Annotated in this window: 16 protein-coding genes, 1 tRNA gene and 1 pseudogene; 7 read left to right on the top strand and 11 right to left on the bottom strand. The window is 72.7% G+C overall.

Annotation, left to right across the window (positions count from 1 at the left end; genetic code table 11):
• Positions 1 to 99 precede the first annotated feature (99 nt).
• Positions 100 to 1,464, bottom strand: coding sequence for an FAD-binding oxidoreductase (locus ACLJT4_RS30810; RefSeq protein WP_411127269.1), 1,365 nt, complete (start codon positions 1,462 to 1,464; stop codon positions 100 to 102).
• A 96-nt stretch (positions 1,465 to 1,560) separates the two neighbouring features.
• Positions 1,561 to 2,718, bottom strand: coding sequence for a 4-hydroxyphenylpyruvate dioxygenase (hppD, locus tag ACLJT4_RS30805; RefSeq protein WP_411127267.1), 1,158 nt, complete (start codon positions 2,716 to 2,718; stop codon positions 1,561 to 1,563).
• A 129-nt stretch (positions 2,719 to 2,847) separates the two neighbouring features.
• Between hppD and ACLJT4_RS30800 the strand changes: the two genes are divergently transcribed.
• The 5 genes from ACLJT4_RS30800 (at position 2,848) to ACLJT4_RS30780 (ending at position 7,203) form a co-directional block, all read left to right on the top strand.
• Complete coding sequence (locus tag ACLJT4_RS30800) at positions 2,848 to 3,315, top strand: Lrp/AsnC family transcriptional regulator (protein WP_016576396.1); 468 nt, start codon at positions 2,848 to 2,850, stop codon at positions 3,313 to 3,315.
• Between the two features lie 46 nt (positions 3,316 to 3,361).
• Entirely contained in the window at positions 3,362 to 4,009 is a 648-nt protein-coding gene (locus tag ACLJT4_RS30795; RefSeq protein ID WP_411127264.1) for an ABC transporter permease, read from the top strand.
• Positions 4,002 to 5,309, top strand: a complete 1,308-nt coding sequence (locus ACLJT4_RS30790; protein ID WP_411127262.1) for a betaine/proline/choline family ABC transporter ATP-binding protein — start codon at positions 4,002 to 4,004, stop codon at positions 5,307 to 5,309. The genes ACLJT4_RS30795 and ACLJT4_RS30790 overlap by 8 nt, the downstream gene beginning before the upstream one ends.
• Positions 5,306 to 6,190: an ABC transporter permease gene (locus tag ACLJT4_RS30785; protein ID WP_411127261.1), complete on the top strand. Its 885-nt coding sequence runs from the start codon at positions 5,306 to 5,308 to the stop codon at positions 6,188 to 6,190. The genes ACLJT4_RS30790 and ACLJT4_RS30785 overlap by 4 nt, the downstream gene beginning before the upstream one ends.
• Positions 6,191 to 6,306: 116 nt before the next feature.
• Positions 6,307 to 7,203: a glycine betaine ABC transporter substrate-binding protein gene (locus tag ACLJT4_RS30780; RefSeq protein WP_411127379.1), complete on the top strand. Its 897-nt coding sequence runs from the start codon at positions 6,307 to 6,309 to the stop codon at positions 7,201 to 7,203.
• A 61-nt stretch (positions 7,204 to 7,264) separates the two neighbouring features.
• Here the strand turns inward: ACLJT4_RS30780 and ACLJT4_RS30775 are convergent, their stop codons facing one another.
• The 4 genes from ACLJT4_RS30775 to ACLJT4_RS30760 all read right to left on the bottom strand — a co-directional run bounded on the left by ACLJT4_RS30775 (position 7,265) and on the right by ACLJT4_RS30760 (position 12,698).
• Complete coding sequence (locus ACLJT4_RS30775) at positions 7,265 to 8,050, bottom strand: S16 family serine protease (protein ID WP_411127260.1); 786 nt, start codon at positions 8,048 to 8,050, stop codon at positions 7,265 to 7,267.
• A 157-nt stretch (positions 8,051 to 8,207) separates the two neighbouring features.
• Complete coding sequence (locus ACLJT4_RS30770) at positions 8,208 to 8,849, bottom strand: IclR family transcriptional regulator (protein ID WP_411127259.1); 642 nt, start codon at positions 8,847 to 8,849, stop codon at positions 8,208 to 8,210.
• A 402-nt stretch (positions 8,850 to 9,251) separates the two neighbouring features.
• Positions 9,252 to 11,048 carry a DEAD/DEAH box helicase gene (locus ACLJT4_RS30765; protein ID WP_411127258.1) on the bottom strand — a complete coding sequence of 599 codons (1,797 nt, stop codon included), beginning with the start codon at positions 11,046 to 11,048 and terminating at the stop codon, positions 9,252 to 9,254.
• A gap of 141 nt (positions 11,049 to 11,189) precedes the next feature.
• Positions 11,190 to 12,698, bottom strand: a complete 1,509-nt coding sequence (locus tag ACLJT4_RS30760; protein WP_411127257.1) for an MFS transporter — start codon at positions 12,696 to 12,698, stop codon at positions 11,190 to 11,192.
• Positions 12,699 to 12,848: 150 nt separating this feature from the next.
• Here ACLJT4_RS30760 and ACLJT4_RS30755 point away from each other — a divergent pair, with 150 nt between their 5' ends.
• The gene (locus ACLJT4_RS30755; protein WP_411127256.1) at positions 12,849 to 13,712 is read left to right on the top strand and encodes an alpha/beta fold hydrolase; all 864 of its coding nucleotides are present in this window, start codon (positions 12,849 to 12,851) and stop codon (positions 13,710 to 13,712) included.
• A gap of 123 nt (positions 13,713 to 13,835) precedes the next feature.
• Positions 13,836 to 13,907, top strand: a tRNA-Cys gene (locus tag ACLJT4_RS30750).
• Between the two features lie 251 nt (positions 13,908 to 14,158).
• Here ACLJT4_RS30750 and ACLJT4_RS30745 read toward each other — a convergent pair.
• The 5 genes and pseudogenes from ACLJT4_RS30745 to ACLJT4_RS30725 form a co-directional block, all read right to left on the bottom strand.
• Positions 14,159 to 14,438, bottom strand: a pseudogene (locus tag ACLJT4_RS30745) (GntR family transcriptional regulator); the annotation flags it as partial.
• A 489-nt stretch (positions 14,439 to 14,927) separates the two neighbouring features.
• A complete protein-coding gene (locus ACLJT4_RS30740; protein ID WP_411127255.1) occupies positions 14,928 to 15,986 on the bottom strand; it encodes an HNH endonuclease in 1,059 nt (352 codons plus the stop codon).
• A gap of 539 nt (positions 15,987 to 16,525) precedes the next feature.
• Positions 16,526 to 18,868 (bottom strand): xanthine dehydrogenase family protein molybdopterin-binding subunit, encoded by a 2,343-nt coding sequence (locus tag ACLJT4_RS30735; protein ID WP_411127254.1) that lies wholly within the window; start codon positions 18,866 to 18,868, stop codon positions 16,526 to 16,528.
• A gap of 106 nt (positions 18,869 to 18,974) precedes the next feature.
• Complete coding sequence (locus ACLJT4_RS30730; protein ID WP_411127253.1) at positions 18,975 to 20,960, bottom strand: 2Fe-2S iron-sulfur cluster-binding protein; 1,986 nt, start codon at positions 20,958 to 20,960, stop codon at positions 18,975 to 18,977.
• The gene (locus ACLJT4_RS30725; RefSeq protein WP_411127252.1) at positions 20,957 to 21,853 is read right to left on the bottom strand and encodes an FAD binding domain-containing protein; all 897 of its coding nucleotides are present in this window, start codon (positions 21,851 to 21,853) and stop codon (positions 20,957 to 20,959) included. Before ACLJT4_RS30725 ends, ACLJT4_RS30730 begins: the two co-directional genes overlap by 4 nt.
• Between the last annotated feature and the right edge of the window lie 181 nt (positions 21,854 to 22,034).

Here is a 22,034-nt window from a genome sequence, read left to right as displayed (position 1 = left end):
GCGGCGGGAGGGGACGAGGTGACGGTTCGCGTCACCTCGACCGTACGCGGGGCGCTCGGCGTGCCGGGCGGCGGGCCCGTCGGGCGGGCGGCGGAGCGCCTAGAACAGCTTTCCCGGGTTGAGGAGACCCAGGGGGTCGAAGACCTGCTTGATGCCGCGATGCAGTTCCACCGCGTCCGGGCCCAGTTCGCGGGCCAGCCACTCCTTCTTCAGGACGCCGACGCCGTGCTCGCCGGTGATGGTGCCGCCCAGTTGGAGGCCGAGGGCCATGATGGCGTCGAACGACTCGCGGGCGCGGCGTTCCTCGTCGGGGTCGGCCGGGTCGAAGCAGACCAGCGGGTGGGTGTTGCCGTCGCCGGCGTGCGCGCAGACGCCGATGGTCAGGTCGTACTTCTCGGCGATGGCGGCGGCGCCCTCCAGCATCGCGGCGAGTTGCGAGCGGGGCACGCAGACGTCGTCGATGAGCATCGCGGGCTTGATCCGTTCCAGTGCGGTGAAGGTCAACCGGCGGGCCTGGAGGAGGAGTTCGGACTCGGCGGCGTTCTCGGCGGGGACGACCTGGGTGGCACCGGCGGCTTCGCACAGCGCGCCGACCGCGGCCAGGTCGGCCGCCGGGTCGGGGGTGTCGAAGGCCGCCAGCAGCAGGACCTCGGTGGTCTCCGGCAGGCCCATCTGCGCCATGGCGTTGACCGCGCGGACGCTGGTGCGGTCCATCAGCTCCAACAGGGACGGGGCGTGCCCCTCGGCCATGATCCGGCAGACCGCGTCGCCGGCCGCGGACACCGAACCGAACTCGGCGACCAGGGCGAGCTGTTGGGGCGGCTCGGGCTTGAGCGCCAGGGTGGCGCGGACCACGACGCCGAGGCTGCCCTCGGAGCCCACGAAGAGCCGGGTGAGGTCGTAGCCGGCCACGCCCTTGGCGGTGCGCCGCCCGGTCTTGATCAGTCGGCCGTCGGCGAGGACCACCTCCAGGCCGAGCACGTACTCGGCGGTGACGCCGTACTTCACGCAGCACAGGCCGCCGGCGGCGGTGCCGATGTTGCCGCCGATGGTGCAGGTCTCCCAGCTGGAGGGGTCGGGCGGGTAGTAGAGGCCGTGCTCGTTGACCGCGCGGGACAGGACGGCGTTGACGACGCCGGGCTCGACCACCGCGATCCGGTCGACGGGGTTGATCTCCAGGATGCGGTCCATCTTGACCAGCGACAGCACGATGCAGCCGTCGGTGGCGTTGGCGGCGCCGGAGACGCCGGTGCGGGCGCCCTGGGGGACGACCGGGACCCGCAGTGCGGTCGCGGTCCGCATCACGTGCTGGACCTGCTCGACGGTGCGCGGCAGGACGACCACGGCGGGGGTGCCGGCGTCGCAGAAGTTGGCCATGTCCCGGGCGTAGGAGCCGGTGACGTCAGGGTCGGTGAGCAGCGCTTCCCCGGGGAGCCCGGCGCGCAGGCGTGCGATGAGGTCCATGCCCTCAGCCTCGCATCCGTGGGCCGTACACGGAAGATCGTGTACGGCCCACGGGAACGGGGCTCCGGCGGCAGGACGGTGCCGGCCGGAGCGGGCTCAGAGGTTGCCGCGGCGGTCCTGCTCGCGCTCGATCGCCTCGAAGAGGGCCTTGAAGTTGCCCTTGCCGAAGCCCAGGGAGCCGTGCCGCTCGATCATCTCGAAGAAGACCGTCGGGCGGTCCTGGACCGGCTTGGTGAAGATCTGCAGCAGGTAGCCGTCCTCGTCCCGGTCGGCGAGGATCTTCAGCTCGCGCAGTTCGTCGAGCGGGACCCGGGTCTCGCCGACCCACTCGCCGAGGGTGTCGTAGTACGAGCCGGGCACGTCGAGGAACTCCACGCCCGCGGCCCGCATCTGGCGGACCGACGCCACGATGTCGTTGGTGGCCAGCGCGATGTGCTGGACGCCCGGGCCGCCGTAGAACTCCAGGTACTCGTCGATCTGCGACTTCTTCTTGGCGATGGCCGGCTCGTTGAGCGGGAACTTCACCTTCTTGGTGCCGTCCGCGACGACCTTGGACATCAGCGCCGAGTACTCGGTGGCGATGTCGTCGCCGACGAACTCCTTCATGTTGGTGAAGCCCATGACGTTGTTGTAGAAGGCCACCCACTCGTCCATCTTGCCGAGTTCGACGTTGCCGACGCAGTGGTCGACGGCCTGGAAGAAACGTTTTGCCGGGGAGGCGACCAGCGGCTCGGTGGCGACGAAGCCGGGCAGGTAGGGGCCGTCGTAGTCGGTGCGCTCCACCAGGGTGTGCCGGGTCTGCCCGTAGGTGGCGATGGCGGCCCGGACGACCGTGCCGTGCTCGTCCTTGGTCTCATAGGGCTCGGTGAGGCCGGTGGCGCCGTGCTCCACGGCGTAGGCGTACGCCGCGCGGGCGTCCGGCACCTCGATGGCCAGGTCGACGACGCCGTCGCCGTGCGCGGCCACGTGCTCCGCGAGGAAGCGGCCCCACTCGGTGGTCGGCTTGACCACGGAGGTGAAGACGAACCGCGCGCCGCCGGACTCCAGGACGTAGGCGGCCGTCTCGCGGCTACCGGTCTCCGGGCCCTGGTAGGCGACCCGCTTCATGCCGAAGGCGGTGGAGTAGTAGTGCGCGGCCTGCTTGGCGTTGCCGACGGCGAAGACGACCGCGTCCATCCCCTTGACCGGGAAGGGGTCCGCCTGCCGGGCCGTGGTCGGGGTGGTGGGCTGGGTGTGCATCGTGGTGTCTGCCATGTCCGCAGAGTCCCGCCGATCCACAAGGTGCGCAATAGTTCACGCAATCACTGGGCAATGTGTATAGCAGTACACGGAACTCACCGAGCGATCTGTACACGATGACCATCGGAATCGGAGGCTACGGCGGTGGCGATCGATCATTTGGACGGGGCGTTGCTGGAACTGCTCGCCCGGGAGCCGCGGATCGGCGTCCTGGAGGCGTCCCGCCGGCTGGGGGTGGCCCGCGGGACGGTGCAGGCGCGGCTCGACCGGCTTCAGTCGAATGGAGTGATCCGGGGCTTCGGACCGGACGTGGACCCGGCGGCGCTGGGCTATCCGGTGACCGCGTTCGCGACGCTGGAGATCAAGCAGGGCCAAGGCAACGACGTGCGGGCCCACTTGGCCGGCGTACCGGAAGTGCTGGAGCTGCATACAACGACCGGACACGGGGACATGCTCTGCAGGTTGGTGGCGCGGTCGAACGCCGATCTCCAGCGGGTGATCGACCGGGTCGTGGGCTTTGATGGCATCGTGCGGGCGTCCACGGCGATCGTCATGGAAAATCCCGTTCCGCTGCGGCTCATCCCGTTGGTGAAGCAGGCCGCGGGCGACTGAACCGCGGCGGGCGGGCCGCAGCGGTGACGGACCGAGGAGGCGACGGGTGAGCTTCTGGGAGTACGTCGGCAGCCGGCACGCCCAGCTGCTGACGGACACGTTTCAACACGCCAGCGCCGTCTTCCAGTGCATGGTGATCGCCACCGTGCTGGGCGTCGCGCTCGGCGTCGCCACCTACCGCAGCGAGTGGGCCGGCGCGCTCGCCACCATGACCACCGCGACCATCCTGACCATCCCGTCCCTGGCCATGATCGGCCTGCTGATCCCGATCGTCGGCCTCGGCGTCGCACCGACCGTCGTCGCCCTGACGCTGTACGGACTGCTGCCGGTGGTCCGCAACGCCATCGTGGGGCTGCGCGGGGTGGACCCGGCACTGGTCGACGCCGCCAAGGGCATCGGGATGTCACGCGCCGCCCGGCTGTTCCGGGTCGAACTCCCGCTGGCCTGGCCGCCGATCCTCACCGGCATCCGGGTCGCCACCCAGATGCTGATGGGCATCGCGGCCATCGCCGCCTTCGCCTCGGGACCCGGCCTGGGCAACGAGATCTTCCGCGGGATCGCCTCGCTGGGCAGCGCCAACGCGCTCAACCAGGTGCTCTCCGGGACGCTCGGGATCGTCGTCCTGGCCCTCCTCTTCGACGCCGCCTACGTCCTGATCGGACGCCTGACCATTTCCAGGGGGATCCGTGCCTGAGCCGCCCGTGAGCGACCGGAGCGCCACCGGGGCGGCCGCCCGGCCGGCCCCCTCGACCGGCGCCGCCATCCACCTGGAGCACCTGACGAAGGTCTATCCGGGCACCCCGGCCCCGGCCGTGGACGACGTCAGCATGGAGATCAAGGCCGGCGAGACGGTGGTGTTCGTGGGGCCGTCCGGCTGCGGGAAGTCCACCACGCTGAAGATGATCAACCGGCTGATCGAGCCGACCTCCGGGCGGATCCGGATCGGCGACGAGGACGTCACCGCCATCGACCCGGTCGGGCTGCGGCGCAAGGTCGGCTACGCGATCCAGGCGTCCGGGCTCTTCCCGCACATGTCGGTGGCGGAGAACATCGCCCTGGTGCCGAAGATGACCGGCTGGTCGAAGGCGCGCACCCGGGAGCGGGTGGCGGAGATGCTCGACCTGGTCGGGCTGGACCCGGGCGAGTTCCACGACCGCTACCCGCGCCAGCTCTCCGGCGGTCAGCAACAGCGGGTCGGGGTGGCCCGCGCACTCGCCGCCGACCCCCCGGTGCTGCTGATGGACGAGCCGTTCGGCGCGGTCGACCCGATCACCCGCGACCACCTCCAGGACGAGCTGATCCGGCTCCAGCACGAGTTGCACAAGACGATCGTCTTCGTCACCCACGACTTCGACGAGGCGATCAAGCTCGGCGACCGGATCGCGGTGCTCCGCGAGCGCTCGCACATCGCCCAGTTCGACACCCCGGAGGCCATCCTGACCAATCCGGCGGACGACTTCGTCTCCGGGTTCGTGGGCGCCGGGGCGGCGCTCAAGCGGCTGAACCTGACCCGGGTGCGGGACGTGGCGGTGGTCGACTTCCCCACCGCGCAGGTCGACGACCCACTCCAGTCGATCTTCGACCTGCTGCGCGACGGCGCCACCAACGAGATGCTGCTGCTGGACCGGCACCGCCGCCCGTACAAGTGGCTGCGCCGCGGCGACCTCTCGCGCGCCAAGCAGTCGCTGGCCCGCGCCGGCACCCTGGTCACCGACACGGTGACCCGGGACGCGACGCTGCGCGACGCGCTGGAGGCGGTGCTGACCGACAGCGCGGGGCGGGTCGCGGTCACCGGTCGGCGCGGCGAGTTCCTCGGCGTGGTCGACATGGAGACGCTGATGAACAACGTCCACGAACTGCTGGAAGCGGACCGCCTGGAGGCCCTGGAGCACCAGCACGAACTCCAGACGCTGAGCGCCCACCGGACCCAGCTCGCCCAGGAGGGCCTGGACGGCGCCGGCGGGGCCGACGGCGGCCCGGGGGGCCGGGCGTGACGCCCGGCACGTCCCCGAGCCGCGGAGGCCGTCCGGGGCCCGCTGACGGGCCCGACGGGGCAACCCTCCCGGACGACGCGGCGGACGCGGAACGGGAGTCGGCGGCCTCAACCGCGCCCAGCGGGTCCGCGACCGCCGGCGGGCGCCGGATCAGCTGGCAGAAGTGGACGTTCATGCCGGCGTTCCTGACCGCCGCGCTGCTGGCGACCTGGCTGTGGTTCCGCGGCGCCCGGCTGGACTCCATCGCCCACCAGGCCGTCGACCACGGCAAGGTGTGGCTGGCGCTGCGCCAGCACATCCAACTGACGGCCGTCTCCACCTTCTTCGTGTTGGTGATCGCGATTCCGCTGGGCATCGCGCTGACCCGGCCCCGGCTGCGCCGGGCCACCCCGTTCGCGATGGTCGTCGCCAACCTCGGGCAGGCCGTGCCGGCGCTCGGCCTACTGGTGCTGCTGGTCATCTGGCTCGGCATCGGGGCCCGTTCGGCGATCGTGGGCATGGTGATCTACGCCGTGCTGCCGGTGCTGGCCAACACCATCGCCGGACTGCGCGGGATCGATCCGACGCTGACCGAGGCGGCCCGCGGGATCGGCATGTCCCCGCTGGGGGTGCTGGGCCGGGTCGAACTCCCGCTGGCCGTCCCGCTGATCCTGGCCGGCGTGCGCACCGCGCTGGTACTGAACGTGGGGACCGCGACGCTGGCCACGTTCGGCGGGGGCGGCGGGCTGGGCGACCTGATCTCGGCGGGCATCATCACCCAGCGGATGCCGGTGCTGATCCTCGGCTCGGTGCTGACCGTGGCGCTGGCGCTGCTGGTCGAGTGGCTCGCCTCGTTGGTGGAACTGCTGTTGCGGCCGCGCGGTTTGGAGGTGGCCACGTGAGGGGGTGGCGGGGGTCCCCGGGGCGGCGGGAGCACCGGGGGGCGCGGGGGGCGGTCGTCGCGGTGGTGCTGGCCGCGGCGCTGCTGGGCGGCTGCGGGCTGGTCAGCGGCAGCCCGATGACCGACGACGTCACCCCGGGGACGGTCGGCCGGGGACTGCCCCTCAAGGGCGCCGAACTGACCGTCACGTCGAAGGAGTTCACCGAGAACATCATCCTCGGCCAGATCATGGGGCTGGTCTTCAAGGCCGCCGGCGCCACCGTCATCGACAAGACCAACATCCAGGGCACCATCGGCGCCCGGGAGGCCGTGCGCACCGGCACCGCGGACGGCATGTACGAGTACACCGGCACCGGCTGGATCACCCACCTCGGCCACGTCAAGCCGATCCCGGACCCGCAGCGGCAGTGGGAGGCGGTACGGGACGCCGACCTGCGCAACGGCATCGTCTGGCTGCCGCAGTCCCGGCTGAACAACACCTACGCCCTGGCGCTGAACGCCGCCAACGAGAAGAAGTACCAGGTGCGCACCCTCTCCGACGTCGCCGCGCTGCTGAAGAAGGACCCGGGCGCGGTCACGCTCTGCGTGGAGAACGAGTTCGCCACCCGCAACGACGGCCTGCCCGGCATGGCGAAGGCGTACGGCATGAACGTCCCGCCCGGCAACGTCCGGCGGATGACCGGCGGCGTCGTCTACACCGAGACGGCGAAGGGCACGTCCTGCACCTTCGGCGAGGTCTTCACCACCGACGGCCGGATCAAGGCCATGGGGCTGACCGTGCTCGCGGACGACAAGCACTTCTTCCCGAACTACAACGCCGCACCGGAGATCAACGCCGCCGCGCTGCGCGCGCACCCGCAGATCGCCGCCGTCCTCGCGCCGGTCACCGCCGCCCTGGACAACGCGGTCGCCCAGAAGCTCAACGCCAAGGTGGACGTCGAGGGCCAGGATCCGCACGCGGTGGCCAAGGAGTGGCTCCTCAAGGAGGGCTTCATCAAGGAGGGCGGCCGCTAGGTGCACTCGGCCAAGAGGGAGGTCACCGCGACCCTCTGAGCGCGGTCGTCGGGCCCTCGGCTCAGTCGGTGCAGCTGGGCACCGCGCCGCCGGAGTTGAGGGCCTTCAGGGCGTCCACCGCCCCGGCCAAGGTGGTGATCGGGATCAGTCGCATCCCCTGCGGGAGCTCGGCGCGGGCGTCCGTGCACTCCTTGCGCGGGACGAGGAAGACGGTCGCGCCGTCGCGGTGCGCCGCCTGGGTCTTCAGGGCCACCCCGCCGACCGCGCCGACCGCGCCGTCGGCGTCGATGGTGCCGGTCCCCGCGATGGTGCGGCCGCCGGTGAGCTCGTGCCCGGCACCGTCCCCGTCGAGCTTGTCGACGATGCCCAGCGCGAACATCAGGCCGGCGCTCGGCCCGCCGACGTCCGCCAGGCTCAGCGTGACCTTGACGTCCTTGGGGGACTTCCCCAGCCGGTTCAGCGCGGCCCGGGTCGCGCTGTCCTGCGACTGCTTCATCTGCTCCGCGTTGTGCTCGGCGATCTCCTCGGTGTTGTTGCCGACCGGGTAGACCGAGTCCCGCGGCATCACCGCCTCGTCGGTGCGGAACCACGCGCGGACCACGTCCGGCAGGTGGACGGAGGCGGCCGGTCCGGTGGCCGTGATGGAGGTCATCCGCAGCTGCCCGCTGGTGTCGCGGGTGGGCACGCCGGAGACGGTGATCACCGGCTTGCCCTTGTCGTCGCCGAGGACGTTGGCCGTGATGCCCGGATACGCGACCGAGTACGGCAACGGGGCCAGGGCGGCGGTGACGAGGACGGCGAGGACGAGGGCGGTGCAGACCAACAGGGCACGGGCGCGTGAGGACACCCCGCCACCCTAAATGACCCCCGCCCCGCCCGCCCCGTGCGAGGCCCTGGTCACACGGCAGCGCCACAGGGTCCCCACACCGGGCACGCGAGCGTCGTCCTGCGCGCCGTCCGCCCACCGGGCGCCGGCTCGTCGGCCGGCGGCGGGCCCCGCGGCGTCAGCGCAGGGCCTCGGAGACCTCCCGGGCCGCGTCCAGCACGCGCGGGCCTATCTGCTCCGCGACGGAGTCGGTGAGCATCACCACGCCCACGCTGCCCTCTATGCCACTGACCCCGAGCAGCGGCGCCGCGGCACCGCTGGCACCGGCCTCCAACTCCCCGTGCGTCAGGGCGAGCCCGCCGTCCTGGAGGCGGCCCTGGCGGGCCTTGAGGATGGCCCGCCCGGCGGCCCCGCGGTCCAGCGGGTGACGGAATCCGGTGCGGTAGGCGACGTGGTAGTCGGTCCAGGTCGGCTCGACGACCGCGACCGCCAGCGCCTCGGTGCCGTCGACGAGGGTGAGGTGGGCGGTGGCGCCGACGTCCTCGGCCAGGGAACGCAGCGCCGGCAGCGCGGCCTCCCTGACCAGGGGGTGGACCTGGCGACCCAGGCGCAGCACGCCCAGTCCGACCCGGGCCCGACCGCCGGCGTCCCGGCGCACCAGAGCGTGCTGCTCCAGCGTCGCCAGCAGGCGGTAGACCACCGTGCGGTTGACCCCGAGCTTGTGGGAGAGCTCGGTGACGGTCAGCCCGTGGTCGGTGTCGGCGAGCAGTTTGAGGACGCGCAGTCCTCGGTCGAGCGTCTGGGAGGTCTCTGCGGTCACGACGCCCCCTCCTGGAGTGAGTGGCGGCGTCCGTGCGCGGCGCACTGCTCGTCCCGGAACAGCGCGCAAGAGCCGCCGGCCGCTTTGCACCGGCTGCGCTCCGCGGCGGCGCTGCCACGGGGCGTGTGCGTGACCGGGACAGTAGCGAGCGACTCCGGTCAGCGGAAGAGCGCGTCCAGAATCCGGGCTTTCGCGCCCGGAATATCCGCTCTCGTCCGTACCGTGGTCCCCTCCGGCGGGGTTCGAGTCACGCCACCGTGACCGGGGCGTTATCAAACGGCCGCGCTTCGGCGGGGCACCCGCGGCGCGCCGTGCACACCGCTTCCGCACCGGACCTGCACCGCACCTCCCCGGCCCGGCCCCGTATCCGCACAGGCCCCCGGGGCCGGGACCGGGACACGCTCAGCGCATGCGGGTGGCCCACTCCCGCACCTTCTTGATGCGCTCGCCCAGCTGCCCGGCCGTCGCCTCCGCGCTCGGCGGGCCGCCGCACACCCGGCGCAGCTCGGTGTGGATCACCCCGTGCGGTTTGCCGCTCTGGTGGACGTAGGCACCCACGAGAGTGTTGAGCTGCTTGCGCAGTTCCAGCAGTTCCTTGTGCGTGACCACCGGGCGCCGCTCGGCGGGCATCTCCAGCAGGTCCGCCTCGGCGTCCGGCTTCTTGCGGCTGTGCGCGATCTGCCGGGCCTGCCGCTTCTGAAGCAGCATCTGCACCTGGTCGGGCTCCAGCAGGCCGGGGATGCCGAGATAGTCCTGCTCCTCCTCACTGCCGGCGTGCGCCTGCATGCCGAACTCGGCGCCGTCGTAGAGCACCCGGTCGAAGACGGCCTCCGACTCCAGCGCCTCGAACGAGAACTGCTCCTGCTCGCCGGTGTCCTCGTCCTGCTCCTTGTTCGCCTCGTCCATCTCCTTCTCGGACTCGGCGTACGGGTCCTCCTCGGCGTCCTTCTTCGGCTTGTCGAGGACGTGGTCGCGCTCGACCTCCATCTCGTTGGCGAAGCCGAGCAGCGACGGGACGGTGGGCAGGAAGACGGACGCGGTCTCGCCGCGCTTGCGGGACCGCACGAACCGGCCGACCGCCTGCGCGAAGAACAGCGGGGTGGAGATCGTGGTGGCGTACACGCCGACCGCGAGGCGGGGCACGTCGACGCCTTCCGACACCATCCGGACCGCGACCATCCAGCGGTCCTCGGAGTGCGAGAAGTCGTCGATGCGCTGCGAGGCGCCCGCATCGTCGGAGAGGACCAGGGTCGCGCCCTCGCCGGTGATCTCCCGGATCAGCTTGGCGTAGGCCCGGGCCTGCTCCTGGTCGGAGGCGATCACCAGGGCGCCGGCGTCCGGGATGCCCTTGCGGACCTCGGTCAGCCGCCGGTCGGCGGCCCGCAGCACGTTCGGCATCCACTCGCCGCGCGGGTCCAACGCGGTGCGCCACGCCTGGGAGACCGCGTCCTTGGTCATCGGCTCGCCCAGCCGCGCCGCGATCTCGTCGCCGGCCTTGGTGCGCCAGCGCATGTTGCCGCTGTAGGAGAGGAAGATGACCGGCCGGACGACGCCGTCGCCGAGCGCGTTGCCGTAGCCGTAGGTGTAGTCGGCGGACGACCGGCGGATGCCGTCGTTGCCCTCCTCGTACGCCACGAACGGGATCGGGTTGGTGTCCGAGCGGAACGGGGTGCCGGTCAGCGCCAGCCGTCGGGTCGCCGGCTCGAACGCCTCCAGGCACGCCTCGCCCCACGACTTCGAGTCGCCGGCGTGGTGGATCTCGTCGAGGATGACCAACGTCTTGCGCTGCTCGATGCGGTTGCGGTGCAGCATCGGGCGGACCCCGACGCCGGCGTAGGTGATCGCGATGCCGTGGTACTCGCGACCCAGCGGCCCGGCGCTGTACTCCGGGTCGAGCTTGATCCCGATCCGGGCCGCGGCCTCCGCCCACTGCTTCTTCAGGTGCTCGGTCGGCGCGACGACCGTCACCTGCTGCACGACGTGGTGGTGCAGCAGCCACGACGCGAGGGTCAGCGCGAAGGTGGTCTTGCCGGCGCCGGGCGTGGCCACGGCGAGGAAGTCCCGCGGCTGGGTCTGGAGGTAGCGGTCCATGGCCGCCTGCTGCCAGGCGCGCAGCTTGTTCGCGGTGCCCCACGGGGCCCGTCCCGGGAAGGCCGGGGACAGGTGATGGCTGTTGGTGGCGCTGGTGGTAGTAGTCACGGTCTCCGTCGGCTGAGGTCGGCGATCGGCAACCGCGTCAGCCTACCGGTGCCCCGCTTTCCGCCCGGCGCCGAACGCCCGCTCCCGCCCCGCGGTGGGAGCGAGGTCACACCCCACCGGCGAACGGGGTGCGCCCCGGGCCTACTCGGCCTTCGGCCGCAGCCGGCCGGCCACCAGCGCACCGGCGGCCGCGACCACCGCCATCGCCGCGAAGACCGCCAGGAACGCCGCGGGGTGGCCCGCCGGTGCGGCGCCCGCGGCGCCGGCCGACGCAGCGCCGGCCGCGGCGATCGAACCGCCGCCGAAGGCCACGAACAGCACCCCGCTGACCCCGACGAAGGTCACGTTGCCCAGTGCGTCGGACATCTGCAGGGAGGAGGAGTTGCTGCCCGCCTCCTCCGGCCGTGACAACTTCAGCAGCAGCACGCCGCCGCTGGAGATGTTCAGCCCCATGCCGAACCCGCCGATCGTCCAGGCCGCGGCCACCGTCCAGACCGGCACCGCGTCGATCAGCACCAGCGGCACCAGCACGATCGCCACCGCCAGCAGCGCCATGCCCAGTCCCATCAACCGCTCGCGGTGCCGGTCCATGCGCGGGCGGCTCTGGACGTACGAGCCGAGCGCCCAGGTCAGGCCGCCGCCGGTGAGCGAGAGCCCTGCGAGGGTGGCGGACAGGCCCCGCTGGGTGACCAGCAGCAGCGGGATGAAGCTCTCGGCGGCCACCAGCGCCCCGGCGGCCAGACCGCGCATCAGCACCACCGTCGGCAACCCCCGGGCCGCCCGGAACGTGCCACGGGGCAGCAGCCGCACGATGGCCGGCACCAGCAGCACCAACCCGCTCGCGGCCGGCAGCAGCGCGAACCAGCTCGGGTGCTGGCCCGCGTACTGCACCAGCGAGGCGCCCACCGCGACCGCCAGGGCCAACAGGCAGCGGCGACTGCCGAGGATCCGCCGGAGGCCGGCGTCCGGCCCCGGTGCGCTGCGCGGCAGCTTGCGCAGCGCCGGCAGCATCACCCCGAGCGGCAGGAGTATCAGCACGGGTATGGAGAGGAACACCCAGCGCCAGCCGAACTGTTCGGTCACCGTCCCCGCGACCAACGGGCCGACGATCACCGGCACCACCCAGGCCGCCGAGAACGACGCCATCACCGACGGCCGCAACCGCTCCGGGTAGCCGCGGCCGACGACGACGTACAGCGACACCACCGCCAGCCCGCCGCCCAGCCCCTGGACGCCGCGCCCAGCGACGAACATGCCCATGCCCTGCGCCCCGCCGGCGACCAACAGTCCCACGCCGAACGCGGCGATCCCGCTGAACAGCGGCGCCAGCGGACCGCGCCGGTCGCTCCACACACCGGCGAGCGCCATCGCGAAGAGACTGGCCGTGAAGAACGCCGAGAAGGCGAAGGCGTAGAGCCCGATGCCGTCGAGGGCCCGGGCCGCCACCGGCATCGCGGTGTTCACCGCGCTCGCTTCGAAGGCGATGAGGGAGACGACGGAGATGATGCCGAGCGTCAGCGCCCGGTGCTCCCGGCCGAGGACGCCGCCGGAGCCGGCCGGGGGCGCGGTGCCGGCCGGGGCGGGTGCGGTCGTGCGGCCCGTCGCGACGCGGGCGGCCGCGTCCGCGGGGCTCGAAGGGTCAGCGGTCATCGGGCCAGCGTAAGGGCCGTAGGGCAGGTGCGCCCCTGTCCGGAGGCGGGGATCGCCTCGGCCGTCGGTCCTACGCCGCAGGTCGCCACCGCCGCCCGCCGCGGCATCCCGGAAACCCTCCCGTCCCGCACCGTCCGGCAAGCTGTCCGCATGCCCTACTTCCGCACCTACGACGACACCGAGCTGCACTACCGCGTGCTCGGCCCCGTCGACTCCGCACTGCCGCCCCTGGTGTGCCTGGCCGGCGGCCCCGGGCGGGACGCCGCGTACCTGGGGGACCTGGGAGGACTGGCCGGGCACCGGCAGCTGATCGTCCCGGACGGGCGCGGCACCGGCTCCTCCCCGGCCGCCGCGGACCCCGCGCGGTACGCCTTCCCGCACCTCGCCGCGGACGTCGAGGCGCTCCGCGCCCACCTCGGCCTGGAACGCTTCGCCCTGCTCGGCCACGACGCGGGGGCCACGGTGGCACAGGCTTACGCGGCGACCCACCCGGAGCGGCTGACCCGCCTGGTGCTGGTCTGCCCCGGCTCCCGCCTCCAGGGCGAACTCCCCGACGACGCCCAGGAGATCTTCACCTCCCGGATGCACGAGGAGTGGTGGCCGCGGGCCTCCGTGGCGGTGCAGGAGCTGGCCGAGGCGTCCGACCTGGCGCGGGTGCGCGACCTGCTGTACGCGGCGGCGCCACTGGCCTACGGCCGGTGGGACGAGCCGCAGCGGGCCCATGCGGCCACCGAGGGCGAGCAGTTGGGGCCGGTGCCGCGGGCCGGCTTCTGGCAGGGCGTGGACGAGTCGACCCGGGAGGCGCTCCTGGCGGGGCTGCGGCAGGTCGACTGCCCGGTCCTGGTGGTCACCGGCGACCGCGACGGCGTGGTCGGCATGCGCGCCGGCGAACTGGTCGCCGCCGCCTTCCCGCACGCCGAGGTGCGCCCGCTGCACCTCGTGGGGCACTACCCCTGGGTGGACGAGCCGGACCTCTTCCGCCCGCTGGTCGAGGAGTTCCTCAGGGCCTCCTGACGCCGGCGGACCGGCACCCGCCGCCCGTTCATGAACCGCGTGTTGCAGCCTTGTGGCAGTCGCCCCGCCACTCTTGCCGCGCCCCCCACCGGGCGGCCTACAGTCGGGACAGCACCGCACCCCGGCCGTGTGCCCGAGTGGTTTAGGGACTCGCCTGCAAAGCGAGTTACGTGGGTTCGATTCCCGCCACGGCCTCTACTGCCTTCACCAGGCAAGTCGTAAGGGTGGCACCCTCCGAGGGCGCCACCCTTACGCGCGTCCGTCTCGATTCCCGTCTCAGTTGGCCGGTACGAGGGCGCCAGCCGCACCGTCGTCATCGTCCGGCCGGTCCTCCTCGGCCTTCCAGATCAGACCGTCCACCTGTAAGAGAGCGCCCAACTCATTTACATGATTTAACCCGCCGCGCAAAATTCGTGCGACGGGCCAAGGCTCAGGAGGCGGACTGTTCAGCAGCCCGCAGGGAACCCGTGCTCCAAAACGAACTGTTCAGCAGCCACGAAGGTATCGCAAACCTCGACGACACGACCCGCTGTAGATTCTTCCTGCTACGTCGTCAGGCACACCCGCACCGTCTCTGTCAGCTCCGTCAGCGTGAGACCGTGCTCCTTCCAGCCAGGCGTAGATGCCGCCATCGCCAGGGTTCTCCTCGAATAGCTCCCGGATGTCCTCGGCGATGTCCCACGGCAGGTAGGAGATGGCTTACTCGGTCGAAGTGCCGTCCCTGAACTACAGGCGGCGCCCCAGCGCATTCCCGTCGGAACCGAGAGCCTCGGCGGGGTCCTTCATCTGGACGAGCGCCCACGAGATAGCGGTGGAACGCCTGACGGGGGTCTACAAGAGCATGAGCCGGAGCGTCGTCGTTCTCGAAGGGCCCGGAGCTCATCGGCCTCGCCCCTCGTCTCTGGGCTGAGACCTAGGCTCAGAGCCGCTCTGCCCTGGTCTTTGTCCGGTGCATTGGCGGACGCCACCGTGCACCTCAGCGCGCGCACCCTGCCCTACAGCCCCGCGAACCCTCGCGGACGCTCCTGTACAGCCAAGCGGACAGTTGGAAAGCGCGTTGGAAGCAACTCTCACGAGTGGGAATCTCGTATCCTCCACCAGCCCAGAGGGCCGGACGCGAAACCGCTCCGGCCCTCTGGGGTTTGTCCGTCTGCCCACGCCGAATTCCGACCGCCGGGGGCGACGGGTGGGACAGGAACGGATGCTGGACATCGCTCAGGTGGCAAGGGGGTCCCTTTCATCCGCCTCCAGCCGCGGCCTCGGTACCGCTGCTGCCATCACCCCAGCCTGTTCCTGCACCAACGCACGCAGTTGTGCCGGCGTGGGCCACGGCGCACAACGGTGGATCATGCGGTGGCAGTTCGAGCAGATCAGAGCGAGGTCTGCAAGCTTGGTTGTGCCTTCCCCTGCCTCATGGAGCGGCACCACATGGTGGCACTCGATGTAGCCCTGCCCCCGCTCGCCGTAGACCGCGCTGAAGTCGAAGCCGCACACTTCGCAGGCAAGGGTGCCGCCCTTCTTAAGGACAGCGGCGATCTTCCTCGCGCGGAGCGCCTTGTTCCGTTCGCGTGTGCGGTGGCGGCGGTAGAGCACGCGCCCCTCCGGCGCACCAACCTCATCGTCATCGGTGTTGTCATCCATGGGCAGCACAGGCTGAAGAGTCCCGGAGCGCAACCCCTCGCGCAGCAGTGCCGCAGCCCGTGCCATCTCCGCCGGGCGCTCAAGAAAGTCCTGCAACACCTCACGGTCCAGCTGCCCGCCGTTCGTCGGCGCGCCTTGGTAGTCAGGATGGAAACTGGCGATGTTAAGCGTCTTGTAGGCGGCACCGTTGCGGTTACGGTACTCAGCCGCACGCTCCTCCGGTGGATAGGCGCCAAGAAGTTGAAGAAGTTCGGACAGCTCCGCGATACGCGGATCGGAGGCAGACAAGCCCTGCCAGCCGGTCTGTGCAACGACGTCGCAAGCCAAAATCAGTTCGTCGCGCGTCCACTTCGGACTGCGCGATACACCGATCTTGAACCCTTCTCGCTTGAGCCAATCAACGGCGTGGCCTACGCCTCCGCTTAGTTCTTGCCACGTGAGGGGCCTGCCGTGCTGGTGCTTGTGAGCTACAGCCGCGATGGCTTTGGAGTCGTACTCCTTGCCATCGTGCAGGATGAGGAACTTTCTGGCCGCTTTAAAGCCGTACAGGCTGAGAAACGCCGATCTCCCCAGGTCGTCGTACTCCTGCATGGTCTTCAGAACGTCGTCCCGCGAGAAGGCTCCCTTTTCCATGGACGAAGCCTACGGTCCGGCTATGACAGCGTCCTCGCGGCTGCGTTACGTACCTCGGCATCCAAACGGCATGAGGCGTCTCGCGGCCCCACATCGTTGCATGCCTGAGGCCCCGGTGGGCAGTGCGCGGGCGCTTCGGCGCAGCCACCCGGAGGCGGTCCCCATCACCGTGGGGACCGTCTCCGGGCGCTTTCGCACCGCGTTCGTCCCCGCTGCGCGGCGTTCCCGGCGTTCCCGCTCTCCCCCGTGCATCCCGCTCGCCCCCTCCCCCGGCCGTGCCCGCCGCCGGGCGTCCCCCGCCGGTCGTCGTCCGGCGTCGCGCACGGAATCGCACGCTGGAAACAACGGTAAGTGACGGCACTGACAACGACCGTGACGGAGAGTGAAATCGCAGGTCGGGCAGGGGCGAGCGAAGGGGAATCGGGTGGGCGTGGGCAGGACCGTGCGGGCCGGGCGGCCCGCACGGCACGGTGTCCCGCGGGGTCAGTGCGGCGGCATCGGCACGGACCCGCCGCCGCCACCGCATCGCCACGACGGCGTCACTGCGCCCCCTGCGCCGACTGCACCGGCTGCGCCACCGCCGCCTGCGGACGGATCGGCAGGCGGCCGATCGGCCGTCCGGTGGCCGCCCGGACCGCCGACGCCACCGCGGCCGGCGACGTCACCACCGGCACCGCGCTGGCCGCCTTGGCGCCGAACGGCGCGACCACGTCGCGCTCCTCGACGAGCTTGACGATCCGGATGTCCGGCGCGTCCAACGCGGTCGGCAGCGCGTAGCCGGTCAGGTCGGGGTGGCGGACCTGACCGCGGGTGGTGCGGAGGTTCTCCATCAGCGCGGCGCCCAGGCCCTGGGTGACCCCGGCCTCGATGCGGGCCCGCAACTGACGCGGGTTGAGCACCCGGCCGACGTCCTGCGCCACCGACATCTCGACCACCCGGACGGTGCCCAGCTCGATGTCCACGTCGGCGACGCAGCGGATGGCGCAGAAGGCGAGGCCGACGAACGCGTCGCCCTGGCCGGTCTCGTCCAGCGGCTCGGTGGGATGCGGCCGGCACTGGGCGGTGGCCCAGAGTTCCTTGCCGTCCAGCGCCTCGGCGACGGTCGTGCTGAGCACCCCGTCGTACGAGGTGATCTTGCCGTCGGTGATCTGCAGCAGTTCGGTGGACATCCCGAACTTGTGGGCCAACGGCTGCAGGAGCTGGGTGCGGACCATCTTCGCGGCCCGCTCGACGGCGCCGCCGGAGACCCAGGTGTGCCGACCGTGACAGGCCCGACCGGCCGGCGGCTGGTCGGTGTCCACGCCCGCGACGTGCACCTCCTCGATGCCCAGGGTCTCCTGGACGATCTGCCGCGCCAACGTGGCGAACCCGGAACCGGTCTCCACCGCCGCGCAGATGACGGTGGCCACCGAACCGCTGACCTTCACGGTCGCGGTGGACACCTCGTCGGTGCCCTCCGCGCCCAGCATGTGCACCATGCCCAGCGCGTAGCCGACGCCGCGTCGGACCGCGCCCGGCTCCCCCGCGCCCTCGGGGCCGCCCGGCAGCAGCCACTCGGCCTCCGGGGTGTCCTTGGGCAGCTCGGGCAGCGGAGCCTCGGTGACGGCCCGCAGGAGCTCGGCGACCGGGGCGGGGCAGGTGACGGTCTGCCCGGTGGGCAGCAGGTCTCCGGTGGCCATGACGTTGCGCCGGCGGATCTCGTCGGGCTCCAGGCCCAGGTGGGCGGCGAGCCGGTCCATCTGCCCCTCGTAGGCGGCGCAGACCTGGAGCGCGCCCTCGCCGCGCATGTGGCCGGACGGCGGGTTGTTGGTGCGCACCGCCCAGCCCTCGACGACGGCGTGCGGGACGACGTACGGGCCGCAGGCGAACGACACCGCGGCGGCCAGCGCCTCTGCGGAGGTGTCGGCGTAGGCCCCGGCGTCCATCAGGATCTGCGCCTCCACCTTCACCAACTTGCCCTCGCCGTCCGCGTGGTGGCGGTAGCGCAGCAGCGTCGGGTGCCGGTGGGCGTGCGTGAGGAAGGACTCCTCACGGGTGGCGGCCAGCTTCACCGGGCACCCGGTGCGGAGCGCCAGCAGGCCCAGGGACAGCTGGATGCTGGGGTCCTCGCGGTCCCCGGTGGCGCCGGGCACGCCGGTCACCACGACCTTGACCTGCGCCGGATCCAGGCCGAAGGAGGCCGCGGCCAGATCGCGGTCGCCGTGCGGGTCGGTGGAGGCGGTGTAGATCTCCACCCCGCCGTCCGGACGCGGCACCGCCAGGCCGGCCTCGGCCCCGATGGGCGCCGGGTCCTGGCGGCCGATCCGGTAGAAGCCCTCGACCATCACCTCGCCGACCGCCTCCGCGTCGCCGAAGCGGAGCGGGATGTGCCGGATGAGGTTGCCGTCGGGGTGCAGCGGCTCGGCCTCGAAGGCGAGTTGGGGGTCGGTGACGGCCTCCAGGACCTCGTACTCGACCACGATGGCGGCGGCGGCGAGGCGGGCCGTGTCGGGATGGTCGGCGGCCACCGCGGCGATCGGCTCGCCGTGGTGGCGGACCTCGTCCCCGGCGAACACCGGACGGTCGGCGACGCCCCGGCCGTGCCCCTTGTCACCGGGCACGTCCTCGTGCGTGACGACGGCGCGCACGCCCGGCATCTCGGTGGCGTGCCGGACGTCCACGGAGCGGATCCGGGCCCGGGGGTGCGGGGAGCGCAGCACCGCCGCCCACAACAGGCCCTCGGCCCACAGGTCGGCGGCGTACGGGAAGGTGCCCTCGGTCTTGGCCGGCGCCTCGGCCGGCGTCAGGGAGACGCCCAACCCGTGCGGCGGCGGTTCGTCGGGAATCTGGACGCCCGCGGGGGGCGTCGCGGTGACGGCGGCGCCGTCGGTCGTACCGCTCATGCCGAGACCTCGCTCCGCTCACCCGCGCACGCGCGGGACGCGCACCTGTTGACGACACTCCCCCGGCCTGCGGCCCGGGGGACCCGGACCCCCGTGCTGCGCTCGCTCATCCAGCGCCTCCCGGCTGCGGATCCTGGTGGTGCGGTGCCCCGTCCATCGGGTCGGCGGGCCCCGCCTGGTGGGGGATGCGGGCGGTCGCGGCCGACGCCGGCGCCCCCGCGGACGGGTCGTTGGCCCCGGTGCGGGACTTCACAACCTCGGCGACGGCGTCCAGGACACCGCGGTACCCCGAGCAGCGGCACAGGTTGCCGCAGAGCGCCTTGCGGGTCTCCAGCTCCGTGGGGGCGTGGTTGCCCTCCAGGAGGTCGTGCACGGTCATCGCCATGCCCGGTACGCAGAAGCCGCACTGCACGGCCCCCGAGGCGGCGAGCGCCTGTTGGACGTCGGACGGCACGCCGTGCTGCGCCAGGCCCTCGACGGTGCGGACCTCGCTGCCGGCCGCGGTGGCGGCGGGCACCAGACAGGAGGCGACCAGCCGTCCGTCCACCTGGACGGAGCAGGCCCCGCACTCCCCCTGGGAGCAGCCGTCCTTGGCTCCGGCCAGGCCGAGCCGTTCGCGCAGCACGTACAGCAGCGACTCGCCGATCCAGGCGTCGGTGACCGGCCGGTCGGCGCCGTTGACGCGCAGCACGTAGGAGGCGGAGGGGTGTTCGTCGTGGTGGTCGAGGACGGCGGGGGCGTCCGGTGCGGCCTCGTCGTCGGCGGGGGCCGGTGCGGGAGCGACCGTCGCTGCGGCCTCCTCGGCCGGGTGGACGTCCGGGCCGGTCGGCGCGGCGGCCTCTGCGGGCACCGGCTCGGCGGGCGCGGCGGCGTCCGCGGCGGGCTCCAGCGGGTGGCCGGCGTCCGCGGCCTCCCCACCGTGCGCAGCGCCCGCGACGGGCTCCTGGGCGGCGACGGGCGGCTCCGCCACCGGCAGCGGGCCGGGATCCGGGGCCGCGGCGGGGACCTCGGGGGCCGCGGGCACCCCGTGCTCGACGGGGACGTGCCCCTCGACCGGGGCGGCGGGTGCGGCGCCGGCGTCGGCGGTCCCGTGACGGGCGTCGAGGACGAACCCGCCCGTGGTGTCGGACTGTTCGCCCTCCACCACCGGGACCGACCACGCTTCGGCGCCGCCCGGGGCGGGCACCTCCGCGGCGGCGTCCTGGCCGGCGGTCACGTCCTCGTGCTGGGTCGGGTGCTCGGCGGGCGGCCACTGGGCCAGCGCGTCGGCGGGCAGCGACCAGTGGCCGGTCGCCCCGCCCGGGGCGGTCACCGCGGGGTCCTGCGCGTACGGGTCGGCGGCGGGCGCCGGGAACGGCTCGCCCGCACCCGGGTCGACGGCACCGCCCTGATCGACGGTCCCGGTGTGCCCGTTGGTGGCGTTGAGTCCGGCGGTGAAGTTCCAGTGGCCGGTGGCGCCGGTCTCCGCGGGGCCGGTCGCGCCGGCGCCCTCGTAGCCGCCGGGGTAGCCACCGTCCTGGTAGGGCGCGGCGGTTGTGTGTCCGGGCAGTTGGTCGTCGCCGACCAGGTATTCGCCGGACTCCTCCAGGGTGTCGTCGGCCGCCGGGACGGTCCAGGCGCCGCCGGCCGCCTCCGGGCTGCCGGCGACCGGCCAGTGCACCTGCTCGCCGGGCCACGCCTGGGCGTTCTCGGGCGGGTTGGCGTGGTAGCCCGCGGACGGGTCCTGGTGCGGTGCGGTCGCGTGCTGTCCCGTGGCGCCGTAGCCCGCGGCGGGGTCGACGTAGCCGGCCGACGGGTCGGCGAACGGCATCGTCCACTGCCCGGTCGCCGCCGGGTCGGTGCCCGCGCCCGGTACCGGGGGCGTGGCGGAGTGCGCGGGGAACGAGGCGGGCGGGGTGTAGCCGTGCCCGGGGGCGGCCAGCGGGTCCGCGCCGGGAGTGCGGTAATCGGCGCCGTACGCGCCGGTGGTGAAGCCTTCGGGGAGTTGGACGAAGGCGGTGGCCTCCGACTCGTACTCGCCGCCCGGCGGCAGCGGCTGCCACCCCTGCTCGGGGTGCGGTTGCTGCGGGTGACGGTGGTCTTCGTTGCTCACGAGAGCGCCCTCCCAAGTGCGCGGCGGGCCAGGGCCGCCACCGTACGGCGCAGGTGCAGCGCGGCCGGCGGCAGGGTCGCCGGTTCGGAGCCGTCCTGCGGCGGCACCGGGTCGGGGATGCAGGCGGCCGCCACGTAGTCGCCGAAGGCAGCCAGCGCCTCGGGTACCAGGCCGCGTTCGCCGTCCCAGTCGATGAGCGAGGCCACCCACTGCTCGGCCTCCAGGGGGCGCAGCGGCATGGCGGCGACCGCGCCGACCGCGCAGCGCACCGCGCGCCGGGCCGGGTCCAGGACGAGCGCGACGGAGGCGGTGGCGCGGCCGGGGCCGGTGCGCCCGGTGGCCTTGAGGAAGGTCTGCGGGGCGTGCAGCAGCGGCACCCGCACGAAGCCGACGAGTTCGCCGGGGCTCAGCATCTCGCGGCCGGTGAGCAGGTGGCTGACCGGAATCTCGCGGCGGGCTCCCCCGGGGCCGGCGATGATCACCGTGGCTTCCAGGGCGGCCAGCACCGGGAGGGTGTCGCCGGTCGGGGCGCAACTGACGATGTTGCCGCCCAGGGTCCCGGCGTTGCGGATCTGCGGCGGGCCGGCGGCGCGGGCCGCCGCGGCCAGGCCCGGGATCAGCGCGGCGAAGTCGGGGCGCCCCATGCGGGCGAGGGTGAGACCGGCACCGAGCAGCGCATGACCGTCCAGGTACTGCCAGCCGCGGATCTCGCTGATCCGGCCGAGGCCCACCAGGCCGGCTGGTCTGAGGAGTCCGGCGTTGACCGCCGCCATGAGGTCCGTGCCGCCCGCCACCGGCACGGCGGCGGGCATGGCGGTCAGTGCCGCCACCGCCTCGTCGAGCGAGGCCGGCAACGTCACCGATGGCGACGCGTGCGGTGCGTGCGTGGTCAACCCAGCTGCCCCTTCCCCGGTGTCCCGGCAGTTCCGCTCCGCCGTACGGTACGTGCTCACGGCCCGGACGTGGCAACTCTGGCACATCTTCGCGGGCCCGGTACGCGCGAGGGTCCGCGAAGCGGTGTTCCGTCCTCGAAGAGGGCGCTGGTCCGGTTTCGTCCGGCGGTTCCGGTCACCG

It is taken from the genome of Streptomyces sp. x-19, from assembly GCF_046549115.1.
In the GTDB taxonomy this organism is placed as follows: Bacteria; Actinomycetota; Actinomycetes; order Streptomycetales; family Streptomycetaceae; genus Streptomyces; species Streptomyces albulus_C.
This window is presented reverse-complemented; position numbering and strand designations above follow the sequence as displayed.